We start from the raw sequence: 16,105 nt of genomic DNA, 5'->3' as shown, positions 1-16,105 counted from the left end.
GCGTCGCGGGCGGGGCTGACAGCGCGGGCAGGAGTAGGAGGACCGGTTCATGAATTTCTCCCGCCGGATCGGCGCACCGCACCGGCGGCACGGCTCGTCCTCGCGCCCGTAGGCGGCAAGGGAGCGTTCGAAGTAGCCGGACTGCCCGTTCACGTTGACGTACAGCGCGTCGAAGGAGGTGCCACCCGCGCGCAACGCCTCGGACATCACCGTCTGCACCTCGGTGAGCAGCCCGTGCACCGCGGGACGGGTGAGTTTGCTCGCGATGCGCTCACCGTGGATGCTCGCCCGCCACAGCGCCTCGTCGGCGTAGATGTTGCCGATGCCGGACACCACGGTCTGATCCAGCAGCACCCGTTTCACGTCGGAGTGTTTGGCGCGCATCGCGCGCACCACCGCGTCGGCGTCGAACAGCGGGTCCAGTGGATCGCGGGCGATGTGCGCGACCGCCTCGGGCAACGACGTGCCGTCGACCTCGACCAGCGGGTGCAGCGCCCAGCCGCCGAAGGTGCGCTGATCCACGAACCGCAGCTGCGCACCCGAATCGAGGGTGGCCACGATGTGCGCGTGCTTCTCCAGGGGAGCGTCGGCGGGCTGCACCAGCATCTGCCCGCTCATTCCGAGATGCACCACCAGCGCGGTTTCCGGGTCGTCGAAGGTCAGCCAGAGGAATTTGCCGCGGCGCTGGGCGGATTCGACCCGCAGACCGGACATCCGCGCCGACAGATCATCCCCGCCGAGCACATGTCTGCGCACCGAGCGGGGATGTTTCACCGTGACGGATTCGACGATATGACCGACCACATGATCGGCGAGGCCACGTCGAACGACCTCGACCTCGGGAAGTTCGGGCATCTACCCCTCGTTCAGGGACTGCCAGGCAGCCCCGGCGGCCTTCTGTTCGGCTTCCTTCTTGGACCGGCCGACACCCGAACCGTACGCCTGACCACCGATCACCGCGGTCGCGGTGAACTCCTTGTCGTGATCCGGGCCGGTCGAGGTGATCTCGTACGCGGGCACGCCGATACCGCGCTCGGCGGTCAGCTCCTGCAGGCTGGTTTTCCAATCCAGACCCGCGCCCATGCGAGGACCACGCTCGAGCAGTTCGGCGAACAGCCGCAGCACCACTTCACGCGCCACCTCGATACCGTGATCGAGGTGGACCGCGCCCAGCAGCGATTCCATCCCGTCGGCGAGAATGCTCGGCTTGTCGCGACCGCCGGTCATCTCCTCGCCCTTGCCCAGCAGCAGATGCCGACCCAGGCCGCCTTCGCCCAACCCGCGAGCGACCTCGGCCAGCGCGTGCATGTTCACCACGCTGGCGCGCAACTTCGCGAGTTCGCCCTCGGACTTGTCCGGGTGCTCGAGATACAGCCGCTCGGTGATGCTCAGGCCGAGCACCGAATCGCCCAGGAATTCCAGGCGCTCGTTGGTCGGCAGCCCACCGTTCTCGTACGCGTAGGAACGATGGGTGAGGGCCAGGCGCAGCAGATCCTCGCGCAGGTCGACGCCGAGTGCTTCGAGCAGGCTCGCATGATCGGCGGACTTACCCACGGCGGGGGCGTCCGCGCGGTCCTTACTGGCGGTCACTTCTGCGCTGCCGGTGCGATCAAACCGCCGACGCGACCTGGCGGCCCTTGTAGGTGCCGCAGTTCGGGCACGCGATGTGCGGCAGGGTCTTCTCGCCGCAGGCCCGGTTCGGGCAGGTGATCAGGGTCGGCGCGGTGGCCTTCCACTGGCTGCGCCGGGAGCGGGTGTTGGAACGGGACATCCGGCGCTTCGGAACGGCCACGACTGCTTCTCCTTAAAGTCTCTCCTGCCGGACCGGTCCGGGCCGCAGGAAATCCGTCTACGTCTAATTGAGGTCGGCGGCGGTGCCGCCGGTGCCGGGGGATTCGGCCGTGAATTTGGCGAGCCCCGCCCAGCGAGGATCCAGTATCTCATGCCGATGGTCCGAACCCGCAATCGCCATCCGCACACCGCATTCGGCGCACAATCCGGGGCAGTCCGGTTCGCACAGTGGTTGCAGCGGAAGTTCCAGGCCGACCATATCCGTGACCACCGGTTCGAGGTCGATCATGTCGTCCACGAGGCGGTAGATCTCGTCCTCCTCGGTGGTCTGCTCGGTGACGCTGTCCGGATACGCGAACAGCTCGGTCACCTGCAGGACGATCTCGTCGGTGAACGATTCCAGGCAGCGTGAGCACTCCCCGGCGATCGGCGCGGTCACCGAACCGGTGACCAGCACACCCTCGGACACCGATTGCAGCGTCATATCCAAGTTCACCTCGGCCCCGGCCGGGACGCCGATCAGGTCGAGCCCGATCTGATCCGGCACGGTCATCGAACGCTGCAGTGTCTTCATCGAGCCCGGTTTGCGGCCGAGGCTGCGTGTATCCAGCACGAAACCCGCGTCGCTGGGACGACGACGCGAACCGGAACCGGAGTCGGCGGGCATCACGAACTCACTTCACCTGTAGGCATGGATGGATAGCCAGTTCACGATACCGAATACGTATGGCCGAACCGAAATCGCGCGGATACGGCCGGTGCCTGCGGCGTCAGCGGCGGAAGTCGCCGGCGTAATCCGGGATGCCGGTGCCGGTGCGCAGCTGATGCCGACCGCGGTCCACGATGCGCATCGTGCCATGCAGGATCTCCTCGAAATCGGCGAGCTTGCCGTCGACGTACTGGTCGCACTCCCCGCGCAACCGGTCCGCCTCGGCCTGCGCCGAATCGATCAGCCGCGCGGACTCGGCGTGCGCGGCCCGCACCACCTCGGTCTGCTGGACCAGGCGATCCTGTTCGGCCTGGCCCTCGGCGACCGAACGTTCGTAGGAGGACTGACCGGCGGCGATCATCCGCTCGGACTCCACTCGCGCGCGCCCGGTGACGGCCTCGAATTCGGCTTTGCCTTCGGCGACGACCCGGTCGGCCTCGCCGGTGGCGGTGGCGACCATGTGATCGGCGTGCGCGCGGGCCTCGGCGACCATGCGGTCGGCGTGTGCCTTGGCGTCGGCGAGAATCCGGTCGGCCTCCTCGCGGGCGGCGGACACGGTCTGATCGGCCTGGGCGTTGGCGCTGGTGACGGTGTTCTCGGCGGAATCGGTGGCGTCGTTGACGATCTTGTCGCGGTGATCGAGCACGTCCTGGGCGTCGTCCAGTTCGCCGGGAAATGCCTCGCGCACGTCGTCCAGGAGTTCGAGTACGTCACCGCGGGGGATGATGCAGTTGCGCGTGGGAGGGATCCCGCGTGCCTCTTCGACGATCGCGACGAGTTCGTCGAGTGCCTCGAATACGCGGTACATCTGCTGACCCCACTCTCCTGCCGAACCTGCGATGGCGAACATCTCTGCCGTCGTAGCCCAGTGTGCCTCTGATCGGCGGCGTCAACCGGGTTCGACGGCGGTGTGTCGGCTGGGTGTTTCCTATCCCACACAATCAAGTGGAGGAATTCTCTCCGGTTGGTGCTAAATTCTTACCGAGCGGTAGATCAGCCGGGCCTGGGTCCGGCGATGTCTCGATCGGAATGAACGATGGCTGTGGTGTATCCAGCAGATCCGGGCATGGGGATGACCCCTGAGCCCGAGTCCGCCGCATCCACCGAACCCGAGCAGACCGTGACGACCCGGCTTCGGGGTGCGTTCGGCCTGATCGGGGACTATCTGCGTAGTGACCGATGGCTGGCTCAGCTGATCCGTTTCGCTCTGGTCGGTGGATTCAGCAATATCGGCTACTTCCTGCTGTTCACGGCCTGCTACGGCAGTGGACCGCAGCTGGCCAATCTGATCGGGTCGGTCGTGAGTACCGCGATCGCCAACGAACTGCATCGTCGCCTGACCTTCCACGCCGCCGACCGCGTCGGCTGGCTGACCGCCCAGATAGAGGGGGGCGGTCTGGCTCTGGCCGGGCTGGCGATCACGTCGGCGGCGCTGGCCCTGCTGGACGTGGTGGCTCCCGGGATGGGCGATATCGCCGAGGCGATCGCCGTCATCGTGATCACCGCGGCAGTGGGGACCCTGCGTTTCCTCAGCTTGCGACTGTGGGTCTTCTGACGCTCACCCGATGCTCACATCCTGTTAGCGTTCAACCATGGCTGGAGCAATGTGCCCCGGATCGTTCGATCCGGTGACGTATGGACATCTGGACGTCTTCGCCCGCGCGGCAGCGCAATTCGACGAGGTCGTCGTGACGGTGACGATCAACAAGAAGAAGCAGGGCATGTTCGATGTGGACGAGCGCGTCGAGATGTTGCGCGAGGTCACTGCCGATCTGCCGAACGTCCGGGTGGATTCCTGGTACGGCCTGACGGTCGACTTCGCCCGGGAACAGGGCATCACCGCCATCGTCAAGGGTCTGCGCGATGCCACCGACTTCGGCTACGAGCTGCAGATGGCGCAGATGAACAAGAAGCTCTCCGGCGTCGACACCTTCTTCATCGCGACCAATCCGCTCTACAGCTTCCTGTCCAGCTCTCTGGTGAAGGAGGTCGCCACCTTCGGCGGCGACGTCACCGACATGCTCCCGCCGAGCGTGCACAAGCGTCTGCTGGCCCGGATCGCCGAACGTCGCGGCTGAGCGTTCCTATTTCTTCGTGGGGATGAGGTGGGGGACGAACGTCGAGGAGTCGTCGGTGATCAGGCCCGGGGTTTCGCGAATGCCCAGGCCCGCGGCCTCGTCGCCGACGATCCATGCGCCCAGGACCGGGCGCATACCGTCGAAATCCGGTAGCGGATCCAGCAATTGGTAGACGTAGCCTTCTTCGCCGTAGACGCCGCCGGTGGAGGTTTCCATACCGCCGCCGACGATGGTCATGTTCGCGCCCTCGCGGCCGAGTTTGGGTTTGCGGATGTATTCGGTGAGTTCGTGCGGCTCATCGATATAGGCGGGCAACAGATTCGGGTGGCCGGGGTACATCTCCCACAGCACCGCGAGCAGCGCCTTGTTGGACAGCAGCGCCTTCCACAGCGGTTCGACCCACATGGTCTCCGGGAGTGAGTCGACCACGCGTTTGCCGAAGTCGTCGTCCAGGGCCCATTCCCACGGATACAGCTTGAAGATGGATTCGATCGGCGCTTCGGCCAGATCCACGAAACGTTCCAGTTCGCTGTCCCAGCCGATCTCCTCGATCGGCAGTGCGACCGTGTCGAATCCGGCTTCGGCGGCGGTCTCCTGCATATAGGCGGTGGTGACGTTGTCCTCACCGCTGCCGTCGGCCGAGGACCAGGTGAAGTGCAGTGCGCCCTTGGGGAGTTGCGGGCGCAGCTCGCCCCAGCGCTCGACGAGTTTCTCGTGCAACGAATTCCACTGGTCGTCACCTTCGTGCACGTCGGTGAGCCAGTGCCACTGCACGATCGCCGCCTCCAGCAGTGAGGTCGGCGTATCGGCGTTGTACTCCAGCAGTTTCGCCGGACCGCGGCCGTCGTAGCGCAGATCGAAGCGGCCGTAGACGAAAGGGTCCGAGCGACGCCAGGATTCGGCGATCGGGCCCCAACTCCATTCGGGCAGACCGAAATCGGCGAACCGCTCGGTCAGCACGACCTGTTCGGCGGCGTGCAGGCACATGGTGTGCAACACCTCGACCTGCGCTTCCATCGCGAGGATCTCGTCCAGATCGAAGGCGTAGTGCACCGATTCGTCCCAGTAGGGGCGGGGCTGCCCGTTCGCGTCGCGGCCGGGGGAACCGAATACCAGACCCTGATCGGCGATGATCCGCTGCCAGCCGGCCCGTGGCCGCTCGCGCACCCGGCGCATCTATGAACCTCCCGACTTTCCACCGCTGCTGGAACCCAGGCCACCGCGAATCACGGTGCCGCTCTTGGTGCTGACGTGTGCATTGGACGGTGCGCTGAAACTACCGCCGACCGGTGGACGGCCGACGGTGTTGTTCGCGCCGCCGTAGTAGTACCGGTACTGGTGACCGTTGAAGAAGAACACCGCGGGCAGTCCGCTGTGGTACGCGCCGGTGCTGGTGGCGTAGTTCTGCGCGGCGACACAGTCGTTGTCGTCGACGACGGTCTGCTGGCCGTTGGTATCGGTGGTGCAGTAGGCGGTGACATCGGGTTCGGACGGCTGGCAGGCCAGATAGCCCGCGCCGACCACCGCGGCCACGCCGACGATCGCCGCGCCGCCGATGAGCATCCGCTTGCGGTTGCGCTGTTTGGTCTCCAGGGCGACCGCCGCCGCGCGTTCGGCCTCCTCGGCCCGCTTGCGCGCCTTGTCCCGGGCGCGCGCCTCGGCGACCGTCGGCGGGCGGGGTTGGGTGACGCCCGCTTCCTGACGTTCGATCCGGCCGTGCGGCGGATCGTCGGGCGGGGGATGGACCGCACCGCCGACGTCGGGGTCCGAGGGTTGGGAGCCGACCTTCGTCTCGTCGGGGATGCCGAGTCCGGGTGTGGTCGGCGTCGCGTCCGGTTCGCCGGCGCCGGACGCGCTCGCGAGCGGAAATTCGCTGCCGAGGCCGGGCATGGGCAGGGTCGGATTCGGCATTCCCGGCAGTGGGTGCGTCGGCTGGGGTTCGGCGAAGCCGGGGCCCTGCTGTCCGGGCAGATTCATGCGTTCGGTGGGCCCGGAATCCTCGGTGGGGTGTGTGTTGCCTGTTTCGCCGGGGTCGGGGTTGTAGCGCCCCATGCCCGGATGTTCCGTTGCCACCGATCTACTCCCTGTTCCCCACCGGTTACCGCTCCACGAAGCCCGAGAACTCGCCCTGGGCGGGACCCCAGTCTTCCACAACCAGATCCACTCGACCCGGGGTTGTTCCCGACCGCAGCAGTCCCAGCAGCTTCTCGCAATCCGCCCGCGAACCCTCCGCGATGACGTGCACCCGGCTGTCGGAGGTGTTCCGCGCGGATCCGGTCAGACCCAGTTCGAGTGCGCGGGCGCGGGTCCACCAGCGAAAACCGACACCCTGCACCAGGCCGTGCACCCAGGCGCTCAGCCGGACGTCATCGCTCACGACCGAGCCTCGCTCACGCATCCACCTGGAAGGAGAGATTCACCTGCGATCCGGCCTTCAACGTGCGGCCGACGGTGCACACCTTGTCGATGGCCCGCTGCACGGTCACCAGCAGACGTTCGCGCCCGGCCTCGTCCAGTTCGGACAGATCGAGTTCGACGATCTCGTTCAGCTCCGGATACACCTCGCTCTCGCGGTCGGCGTCGCCGGAAACCCGGATGGTGACGTCGTAGTTCTCGCCGAGCCGATTCGACAGCGGGAAGTCCGAACTCATCCCCGTGCACGCGGCCAGTGCGATCTTCAGCAGCTCACCGGGAGTGAACACACCCTCCACCCCGTCCGAGCCGACCAGCACCTCGGCTCCGCGCGAACTGCGACCGGTGTACCGCCGCGTCCCGGTGCGCTCCACCCACAGCGAGGTCGGCGTCTTGCCACCCGCGCCCGAGGAAGCCGCGGCAGTACTGGTCGAGCTCTGTTCACCCATACGACGATCCTGCCATGTGTTCGATTGCCCCCGCTTCGCTCGGCCGGACGATGCACGACTAGAGCGCGAAGCGGTAACCCATGCCTGCCTCGGTGATCAGGTGTTTCGGATGCGACGGGTCGTCCTCGAGTTTGCGGCGCAGTTGGGCGAGATACACACGCAGATAATGGGTTTCGGTGGCATAGGACGGCCCCCAGACCTCGCGCAGCAGTTCGCGGCGACCGACGAGTTTGCCCTGATTGCGCACGAGCATTTCCAGCACACCCCATTCGGTGGGCGTCAGGTGGACGTCGCCGCCGTGTTTGACGACCTTCTTGGCCGACAGGTCCACGGTGAACGAGGACGTCTCCACGATCGGATCGATCCCCTCGGTGGCGGTCGCGCCGCGCCGGACCGCGGCACGCAGGCGGGCCAGCAACTCGTCCATGCCGAAGGGTTTGGTGACGTAGTCGTCGGCTCCGGCGTCCAGCGCCTCGACCTTGTCCGCGGAGTCGGTGCGCGCGGACAGCACGATCACCGGGGAGGTACTCCACCCGCGCAGACCGGCCAGCACATCGATACCGTCCATATCGGGCAGGCCGAGATCGAGCACCACCACGTCGGGGTGTTTCTCCGCCGCCGCCCGCAGCGCCGCCGCACCGGTGGCGGCGGTGATCACCTCGTAGCCGCGCACCGACAGGTTGATTCGCAGCGCGCGCAGGATCTGCGGTTCATCGTCCACCACAAGGACTTTCGTCGCTGCTGCGCTGGTCTGATCGCGGTCGCGCGATCCGCTCTGGGGGCGCGTGGCGCGTTCCCCGTCGTTCGTGCTCGCCGGTGTCGTCACCCGAGTTCCTCCTGTTCTTCCTGTCGAACGGCCGGTAGATCGATCACCACGGTCAGACCTCCGCCCGGCGTCGGTTCGGCGTGCACACTGCCGCCCATCGCCTCGACGAATCCGCGCACCACCGACAGGCCCAGGCCGACGCCGGTGGAGTTGTCCCGGTCGCCGAGCCGCTGGAACGGTTCGAACAGCTGGTCCTCCAGCCCGGTCGGCACCCCGGGACCGTAGTCGACGACGGTGAGCGAGACCCGGTCTCCGGTGTGCTCGGCGGTGACCCGGATGGGCGTATCGGGCGGGGAGTAGCGCAGCGCATTATCGATCAGATTGGCCAGTACGCGGTCCAGCAGACCACTGTCGGCGAGCACCTCGACATCGCCGACCTCCACTTTCACCCGGTCGTGCACCGCGCGGCGCAATCCGCGCGTGCCCATGCCCACGCCGACCACCGCGCGGTTCACGACCTCCTCCAGATACACCGGCTTGAGCCGCGGGGTGACCACCCCGACAGCCAGTCGCGAGGAATCGAGCAGGTTGCCGACCAGTCCGGTCAGCTGATCGACCGATTCCTCGACGGTTTCCAGCAGTTCGGCGGTGTCCTCGGGGGAGAACTCCACGTCGTCGCTGCGCAGACTGGACACCGCGGCCTTGGCCGCCGCGAGCGGAGTGCGCAGATCGTGACTCACCGCCGAGAGCAGCGCACGGCGCAGCCGGTCGGCCTCCATCACTCCGGCCGCGGCCTGCGCCTCGTCGGCGAGGCGGCGCTGACGGACCAGCCCGGCCGCCTGATTGGCCACCGCGCCGAGCACGACGCGATCGGCGGCGGTGAGCGAGCGGCCGTTGAGCAGGAGCCAGTGCTGATCGTCCCCGGCCTCGATGGCGGTGTCCGCGTCGCTCACCCGGCGCGCGGGATCCGTACCGACACAGGCGATCACCTCGCCGTCGGTGTACAGGGCGACCGCGCGCTGTCCGTAGGTCTCGCGGGCGTGTTCGAGCAGATCGGGCAGATCCGCGCCGTGCAGCACCGCACCCGCGAACAGGGTCAGCAGTTCCGCCTGACGCGACGCCGTGCGCGCCTCGCTGGCCCGTCGTTTGGAGATGTCGACCAGGGCGGCCACGGCGACGGCGACCATCGCCATCACCACGATGGTGAGGAAGTTGTTCAGCTCGGCGATGGTCAGGCTGTAGCGCGGGGAGACGAAGAACCAGTTCAGCAGCAGTCCGCCCAGGACCGCGGACAGCGAGGCCGGTGCGACGCCGCCCAGCAGGGCCACCGCGATCACGCCGATGAAGAACAGCGCGCTCTCCCCGGCCAGATCCAGGCGCGAGTCCAGGAAGTAGTAGCAGATCGCGGTGATCAGCGCGGGCACCAGCAGCGCCGCGAGCCAGGAGGAGAGCTTGCGTTCCGGCGGCATCAGCGACGACCAGCGAAATCCCCGATTGGACTCCTCGTGGGTGACCATGTGGACATCGATCTTGCCCGACAGTTGCACAACGGTCGAGCCGATCCCCTCGTCGAGCATCCGCGCCCAGCGCGAGCGCCGGGAGGTGCCCAGCACCAGTTGGGTGGCATTGACCCCGCGGGCGAAATCCAGCAGTGCGGTGGGCACGTCCTCGCCGGTCACGGTGTGCAGGCTCGCGCCCAGTCCGGTGGCCAGCTCGCGCAACCGGTTCAGCCGCTGGGTGGACACCCCGGCCAGGCCGTCACCGCGCACCACGTGCACGACGATCAGATCGGCGCTGGACTTGGCGGCGATCCGGCTGGCCCGGCGCACGATGGTCTCCGATTCGGGCCCGCCGGTGACCGCGACGATGACGCGCTCGCGTGCCTCCCAGGTGTCGGTGATCCGATGGTCCTCGCGGTATTTCGCCAGTGCCGCGTCGACCTGGTCGGCCAGCCACAGCAGCGCCAATTCCCGTAGCGCGGTGAGGTTTCCGGGACGGAAGTAGTTGCGCAGCGCGGCGTCGACCTTGTCCGCTGCGTAGACGTTCCCGTGGGAGAGTCTGCGCCGCAACGCTTCCGGGGTGATGTCGACCAGCTCGACCTGGTCCGCCCCGCGAACCACCCAGTCCGGCACGGTTTCTCGCTGGACGACGCCGGTGATCTGCTCGACCACGTCGTTCAGGCTCTCCAGATGCTGCACGTTGACCGTGGAGATCACATCGATCCCGGCGGCGAGCAGTTCGTGCACGTCCTGCCAGCGCTTGTCGTTCTTCGACCCGGGCACGTTCGTGTGCGCGAGTTCGTCGACCAGCACCACCGCGGGTGCGCGGCGCAGGACGGCCTCGACGTCGAGTTCGGTCAGCGTCGCGCCGCGATAGGTCATCGTCTTGACCGGGATGCGCTCGATGCCCTCGAGCAGTGCGGCGGTCTTGCTCCGGTTGTGCGTCTCGACCACCGCGGCGACCACGTCACGACCGCGATCCAGCCGCCGATGTGCCTCACCGAGCATCGCGAAGGTCTTGCCCACGCCAGGCGCGGCGCCTAGGTAGATGCGTAGCTGACCGCGTTTCACGCGTCCATCATCTCGCGTGGGAACCATCGTGGCTGGTGGGGCGCTGTCGCGGCGTGGTCCGGCATGCACGTCTCCTGAGGCGGTGTAAAGGAACGGCCGGGAGAATGTGCGGCCGGGCCCTACCTGTCTACCGTCGCCACACCGATCGACCGGGGAATTGACGGTTTCTTGACGGCCCGGACCTGGACCTTTACGCCCTTCGAGCGGCCCGTCCGGACCCGCCCGTAAGTGACCCGTCAAAGCCGTCGCCCCGGGCGCTAAGAAGGCGTCAAGGACCCTCGTAAAGACACCATTCGGACGCTTGACTCACAACGGCGCACTCGTGTGCGCCGCTGGTCCAAGAAAGGTTCGATCCATGTCTGTCGTGGTGTTCACGGTTCTGACCGTGGCGATCTTCGCCCTGCTCGGGCTCATCCAACGGGGAGTCGAACGGCTGTGACGCAGAACATCATCGGTCTCGTCCTCGCCGTCGGAATCGCGATCTACCTGGTCGCGGCCCTGCTGTACCCGGAAAGGTTCTAGGTGAACACGACCACTGCGGGGATCGTCTTCGTGGCGGCCCTCGTCATCGCGCTCGCCGTGGTCCACGTACCACTCGGCGACTACATGTATCGGGTCTTCGCTCGGGAGAAGCACTCTCGCGCCGAACGCGTCATCTACCGGCTCATCGGCGTGCAACCGGGGGTCGAGCAGACGTGGGGGGTCTACGCCCGCAGCGTGCTGGCGTTCTCGGCGGTCGGCGTGCTGTTCCTGTTCTTCCTGCAACTGCTGCAGGGCAGGCTGCCGCTGCATCTGCACGATCCGGGTACTCCGATGACCGGAGATCTGGCCTGGAACACCGCGATCAGCTTCGTGACGAACACCAACTGGCAGAGCTATGCCGGTGAGTCCACGATGGGGCACATCGTGCAGATGTGCGGTCTGGCGGTGCAGAACTTCGTCTCCGCCGCCGTCGGTATCGCCGTGGCGATCGCCCTGGTCCGCGGCTTCGCCCGGCACCGCACCGGCGATCTGGGCAACTTCTGGGTTGATCTCGTGAGGGGGACCATCCGGATTCTGCTGCCCATGGCGTTCGTCTTCGCGATCGTGCTGATCTGCGGCGGGGTGATCGAGAACTTCCACCTGTTCTCGCAGACCGCGAGCACGGTCGCCAACACCGGCTCCCAGACGCTGCCGGGCGGTCCGGTGGCCAGCCAGGAGGTCATCAAGCTGCTGGGCACCAACGGCGGCGGATTCTTCAACGTGAACTCCGCGCATCCGTTCGAAAACCCCACGGCCTGGACGAATTTCGTGGAGATCTTCCTGCTGCTGGTGATCAGTTTCTCGCTGCCGCGCACCTTCGGGCGCATGGTCGGCAGCAAGAAGCACGGATTCGCGATCGTCGCGGTGATGGGCACGCTGGCGCTGTTCAGCACGATCCTGACCAATTTCTTCCAGCTGCATCACCACGGCACCGTGCCGACCGCGGTGGGGGCGGCCATGGAGGGCGTCGAAACCCGTTTCGGCGTAGCGGATTCCGCGACGTTCGCGAGTGCGACGACGCTGACCTCGACCGGTGCGGTGGACTCCGCACACGATTCGATGACCAGTACCGGCGGCATGATGGCGATGTTCAACATGCAACTCGGTGAGGTCGCGCCGGGCGGTACCGGCTCGGGTCTGTACGGCATGCTGATCCTGGCGGTGATCACGGTCTTCGTCGCCGGCCTGATGGTCGGCCGGACCCCGGAGTACCTCGGCAAGAAGATCACCCCGCGCGAGATCAAGCTGGCCGCAGCCTATTTCCTGGTCACACCGCTGATCGTGCTGACCGGCACCGCCGCGGCGATGGCGCTGCCGGGTGAACGCGCCTCGATGGCCAATACCGGTCCGCACGGCCTCTCGGAAGTGTTGTACGCCTTCACATCCGCGGCGAACAACAACGGCTCGGCCTTCGCGGGCCTGAGCGCGAACACTCCGTGGTGGAACACCGCGCTGGGCCTGGCCATGGTGTTCGGCCGCTTCGTGCCGATCATCTTCGTGCTGGCACTGGCCGGATCCCTTGCTGCACAGGGCCGTACGCCCGCCTCGGACGGCACGCTGCCCACCCACCGGCCGCTTTTCGTCGGCATGGTCGCCGGGGTGACGATCATCCTGGTCGCCCTCACCTTCCTGCCCGCGCTGGCGCTCGGGCCGCTCGCCGAAGGAATCCACTGATGACCACTCCCACCATTGATCAGAGTCCGGCGATCACGCCGCAGGAGGCCGCGCAGGCGCACAAGGGCCGGGTCTCGGCGGGTCTGTTCGATCCGAAGATGCTGGTGAAATCGCTGCCCGACGCGTTGCGGAAACTGGATCCGCGCACGCTGTGGCGAAATCCGGTCATGTTGATCGTCGAGATCGGCGCGGTCTGGACCACGGTGCTGGCCCTGGTCCATCCGACGTTCTTCGCCTGGGCGATCGTCGTATGGCTGTGGCTCACAGTGCTTTTCGCCAACCTTGCCGAGGCGGTCGCGGAGGGGCGCGGCAAGGCGCAGGCCGACACGTTGCGAAAAGCCAAGACCGACACCGTCGCCCGGCGGCTGGTGAACTGGTCACCGGGCGGCCGGGTGATCGAGGAGAGCGTCCCGGCGCCGGAACTGCAGCGCGGCGATCATGTCGTGGTCGAGGCCGGCCAGGTCATTCCGGGTGACGGCGATGTCGTGGAAGGCATTGCGTCCGTGGACGAATCGGCCATCACCGGTGAATCCGCACCGGTGATCCGGGAATCCGGCGGCGATCGTTCCGCGGTGACCGGCGGCACCACGGTGCTCTCGGACCGGATCGTCGTGCGGATCACCCAGGAACCCGGCGGCTCGTTCATCGACAAGATGATCGCGCTGGTCGAGGGTGCGAGCAGGCAGAAGACGCCGAACGAGATCGCGCTGAACATCCTGCTGGCCGCGTTGACGATCATCTTCGTCTTCGCCGTCGCGACGCTGCAGCCGCTGGCGATCTTCTCGAAGGCGAACAATCCCGGCGTCGCGGACAATCAGACGCTCGATGCCGACGGCGTCACCGGAATCGTCATGGTCTCCCTGTTGGTGTGCCTGATCCCGACGACGATCGGCGCACTGCTGTCCGCGATCGGCATCGCCGGGATGGACCGCCTCGTGCAGCGCAACGTGCTGGCCATGTCCGGACGTGCGGTCGAGGCCGCGGGCGATGTGAACACCCTGCTGCTGGACAAGACCGGCACCATCACCCTCGGCAATCGCCAGGCGTCGGACTTCGTGCCGATGCCGGGTCTGTCCGCGGACGAATTGGCCGATGCCGCACAGCTTTCCAGCCTCGCGGACGAGACGCCCGAAGGGCGTTCGATCGTGGTGTACGCCAAGGAGGCGTTCGGCAAGCGCGAACGCACCGCCGGCGAGCTGACCGGTGCGACCTGGGTGGAGTTCACCGCGCAGACCCGCATGTCGGGGGTGGACCTGTCCGACGGGCATCAACTGCGCAAGGGTGCGGCCAGCGCGGTCACCGAATGGGTGCGCTCGCAGGGCGGGCGGATTCCACCGGAACTGGGACAGACCGTCGACGGTATCTCCGCCTCCGGCGGCACGCCCCTGGTCGTGGGTGAGGTGCAGGACGGCGCGGCGCGACTGCTCGGCGTCATCCACCTCAAGGACGTCGTCAAACAGGGCATGCGCGAACGTTTCGACGAGATGCGCCGGATGGGCATCCGCACGGTCATGATCACCGGCGACAATCCCCTGACCGCCAAGGCGATCGCCGACGAGGCCGGGGTGGACGACTTCCTCGCCGAGGCCACGCCCGAGGACAAACTCGCGCTGATCCGGCGGGAGCAGGAGGGCGGCCGGATGGTCGCCATGACCGGTGACGGCACCAACGACGCGCCCGCACTGGCCCAGGCCGACGTCGGCGTCGCCATGAACACCGGCACCTCCGCGGCCAAGGAAGCCGGGAACATGGTCGATCTGGATTCGGATCCGACCAAGCTGATCGAGATCGTCGAGATCGGTAAGCAGTTGCTGATCACCCGCGGTGCGCTCACCACGTTCTCGATCGCGAACGACATCGCCAAGTACTTCGCGATCATCCCGGCGATGTTCGTCTCGCTGTTCCCGGGTCTGGACGTGCTCAACATCATGCGCCTGCACAGTCCGCAGTCCGCGATCCTGTCCGCGGTCATCTTCAACGCGCTGGTCATCGTCGCGCTGATCCCGCTGGCGCTGCGCGGGGTGAACTACCGGCCGTCGAGTGCGTCGAAGTTGTTGAGCCGCAACCTTTCCCTCTACGGCCTGGGCGGCATCGTCGCCCCGTTCATCGGCATCAAGGTGATCGACCTGATCATCCAATTCTTCCCCGGGATGTCCTAATGCGTATTTCGACCTGGATCAGACAGCATCTCGCGGCACTACGCGCGTTGCTGGTCATGACGGTGATTCTCGGAATCGCCTATCCGCTACTGGTTTTCGTGGTCGCCCAGCTGCCCGGCCTGCACGACAGGGCGGAGGGCTCGCTGGTCGAGCAGAACGGAAAGGTGGTGGGCAGCAGCCTGATCGGCCAGGCGTTCACCGACGGCAAGGGCGCTGCGAAGGTGCAGTACTTCCAGACCCGCCCGTCCAACGCCGCGCCCGCGGCCGATCCGGCCACCGGCGTCGGCGCCATCCCGGACGGCTACGACCCGGCCAGTTCCACCTTCGGCAATATGGGCCCGGAGAGCATCGTGGACACCCTGGACCCGAAGGATCCGAAGAAGAACAAGCTGTCGCTGCTGTCCACGGTGTGCTCGCGCAGTCAGGCCGTGGGCGCGTTGGAGGGCGTGGACGGTGCTCGCCCGTTCTGCACCTCCGGCGGCGTCGGTGCGGTGCTGGCGGTGATGGGCCCGCGCGATTCACACGGAACCGTGATCAATCCGACCGCGGTGATCAGCGTGAACGAGGATTCGCGCACCACGAAAACCCCGTTCCTGGCGTTCTACGAGGGTGTTGCGGTGCAATCGGCCAAGCCGGAGCAGGACTACTCGGCCGGGCAGATCGTGCCGATCCGGGGCAATGCGACGGCCGACACCCCCGTGCCCACCGACGCGGTCACCGCCTCGGCCTCGGGCCTGGACCCGAACATCTCCCCGGCCTACGCGAACATCCAGGTCGCGCGCGTGGCCAAGGCCCGCGGCATCTCCCAGGACCAGGTGCGAGCCCTGGTCGCGGCGCACACCCAGGGCCGTGATCTCGGCTTCCTGGGCGAGCCCCGGGTCAACGTCCTGCAGCTCAACCTGGACCTGGACGGAAAATACCCCTTCCGGGGCTGAAAACTCACCCGAAGCAGCCGGGCCGCCTTCATCGAACGAT

Annotated in this window: 17 protein-coding genes; 6 read left to right on the top strand and 11 right to left on the bottom strand. The window is 66.9% G+C overall.

Annotated elements, in window-relative coordinates:
• The 5 genes from mutM to ON40_RS23870 all read right to left on the bottom strand — a co-directional run.
• Positions 1-855 (bottom strand): bifunctional DNA-formamidopyrimidine glycosylase/DNA-(apurinic or apyrimidinic site) lyase (gene mutM, locus ON40_RS23890; RefSeq protein WP_040826298.1); only part of this gene is annotated, 855 nt, incomplete at its 3' end.
• Complete coding sequence (gene rnc, locus ON40_RS23885; protein ID WP_040826296.1) at positions 856-1,590, bottom strand: ribonuclease III; 735 nt, start codon at positions 1,588-1,590, stop codon at positions 856-858.
• 19 nt (positions 1,591-1,609) lie between these two features.
• Positions 1,610-1,792 (bottom strand): 50S ribosomal protein L32, encoded by a 183-nt coding sequence (rpmF, locus tag ON40_RS23880; protein ID WP_040826295.1) that lies wholly within the window; start codon positions 1,790-1,792, stop codon positions 1,610-1,612.
• A gap of 63 nt (positions 1,793-1,855) precedes the next feature.
• Positions 1,856-2,458, bottom strand: coding sequence for a YceD family protein (locus ON40_RS23875; RefSeq protein ID WP_174435066.1), 603 nt, complete (start codon positions 2,456-2,458; stop codon positions 1,856-1,858).
• A gap of 103 nt (positions 2,459-2,561) precedes the next feature.
• The gene (locus ON40_RS23870; RefSeq protein ID WP_040826310.1) at positions 2,562-3,308 is read right to left on the bottom strand and encodes a DivIVA domain-containing protein; all 747 of its coding nucleotides are present in this window, start codon (positions 3,306-3,308) and stop codon (positions 2,562-2,564) included.
• A gap of 228 nt (positions 3,309-3,536) precedes the next feature.
• On the opposite strand from ON40_RS23870, the gene ON40_RS23865 reads away from it, so the two are divergent.
• Entirely contained in the window at positions 3,537-4,055 is a 519-nt protein-coding gene (locus ON40_RS23865; RefSeq protein ID WP_245567960.1) for a GtrA family protein, read from the top strand.
• 37 nt (positions 4,056-4,092) lie between these two features.
• Complete coding sequence (coaD, locus tag ON40_RS23860) at positions 4,093-4,578, top strand: pantetheine-phosphate adenylyltransferase (protein ID WP_040826293.1); 486 nt, start codon at positions 4,093-4,095, stop codon at positions 4,576-4,578.
• Between the two features lie 6 nt (positions 4,579-4,584).
• Here coaD and ON40_RS23855 read toward each other — a convergent pair whose 3' ends face one another.
• The 6 genes from ON40_RS23855 to ON40_RS23830 all read right to left on the bottom strand — a co-directional run bounded on the left by ON40_RS23855 (position 4,585) and on the right by ON40_RS23830 (position 10,802).
• Positions 4,585-5,754, bottom strand: coding sequence for a glutathionylspermidine synthase family protein (locus tag ON40_RS23855; protein WP_040826291.1), 1,170 nt, complete (start codon positions 5,752-5,754; stop codon positions 4,585-4,587).
• On the bottom strand, positions 5,755-6,651 hold the full coding sequence (locus tag ON40_RS54745) for a hypothetical protein (RefSeq protein ID WP_245567959.1): 897 nt from the start codon (positions 6,649-6,651) through the stop codon (positions 5,755-5,757).
• A 25-nt stretch (positions 6,652-6,676) separates the two neighbouring features.
• Positions 6,677-6,976, bottom strand: a complete 300-nt coding sequence (locus ON40_RS23845; RefSeq protein WP_040826290.1) for an acylphosphatase — start codon at positions 6,974-6,976, stop codon at positions 6,677-6,679.
• Complete coding sequence (locus ON40_RS23840) at positions 6,969-7,439, bottom strand: OsmC family protein (protein WP_040826288.1); 471 nt, start codon at positions 7,437-7,439, stop codon at positions 6,969-6,971. The genes ON40_RS23845 and ON40_RS23840 overlap by 8 nt, the downstream gene beginning before the upstream one ends.
• Before the next feature lie 58 nt (positions 7,440-7,497).
• A complete protein-coding gene (locus tag ON40_RS23835) occupies positions 7,498-8,163 on the bottom strand; it encodes a response regulator (RefSeq protein ID WP_040826307.1) in 666 nt (221 codons plus the stop codon).
• A gap of 98 nt (positions 8,164-8,261) precedes the next feature.
• A complete protein-coding gene (locus ON40_RS23830) occupies positions 8,262-10,802 on the bottom strand; it encodes an ATP-binding protein (protein WP_051193468.1) in 2,541 nt (846 codons plus the stop codon).
• Positions 10,803-11,099: 297 nt separating this feature from the next.
• On the opposite strand from ON40_RS23830, the gene kdpF reads away from it, so the two are divergent.
• Genes kdpF through ON40_RS23810 form a run of 4 tightly spaced genes read left to right on the top strand, consistent with a single transcriptional unit; the run spans position 11,100 to position 16,065 of the window.
• Positions 11,100-11,297, top strand: a complete 198-nt coding sequence (gene kdpF / locus ON40_RS55795) for a K(+)-transporting ATPase subunit F (protein WP_040826286.1) — start codon at positions 11,100-11,102, stop codon at positions 11,295-11,297.
• Positions 11,298-12,971 (top strand): potassium-transporting ATPase subunit KdpA, encoded by a 1,674-nt coding sequence (gene kdpA, locus ON40_RS23820; RefSeq protein ID WP_040826284.1) that lies wholly within the window; start codon positions 11,298-11,300, stop codon positions 12,969-12,971. It begins immediately after the preceding gene.
• A complete protein-coding gene (gene kdpB / locus ON40_RS23815) occupies positions 12,971-15,130 on the top strand; it encodes a potassium-transporting ATPase subunit KdpB (protein WP_040826282.1) in 2,160 nt (719 codons plus the stop codon). The genes kdpA and kdpB overlap by 1 nt, the downstream gene beginning before the upstream one ends.
• Positions 15,130-16,065, top strand: coding sequence for a potassium-transporting ATPase subunit C (locus tag ON40_RS23810; RefSeq protein WP_040826281.1), 936 nt, complete (start codon positions 15,130-15,132; stop codon positions 16,063-16,065). The genes kdpB and ON40_RS23810 overlap by 1 nt, the downstream gene beginning before the upstream one ends.
• Positions 16,066-16,105: the final 40 nt, after the last annotated feature.

This window comes from Nocardia jiangxiensis NBRC 101359 (assembly GCF_000308615.1).
GTDB lineage: Bacteria > Actinomycetota > Actinomycetes > Mycobacteriales > Mycobacteriaceae > Nocardia > Nocardia jiangxiensis.
Note: the sequence above shows the minus strand (reverse complement) of the source record. Positions and strands in the feature narration are given on the sequence as shown.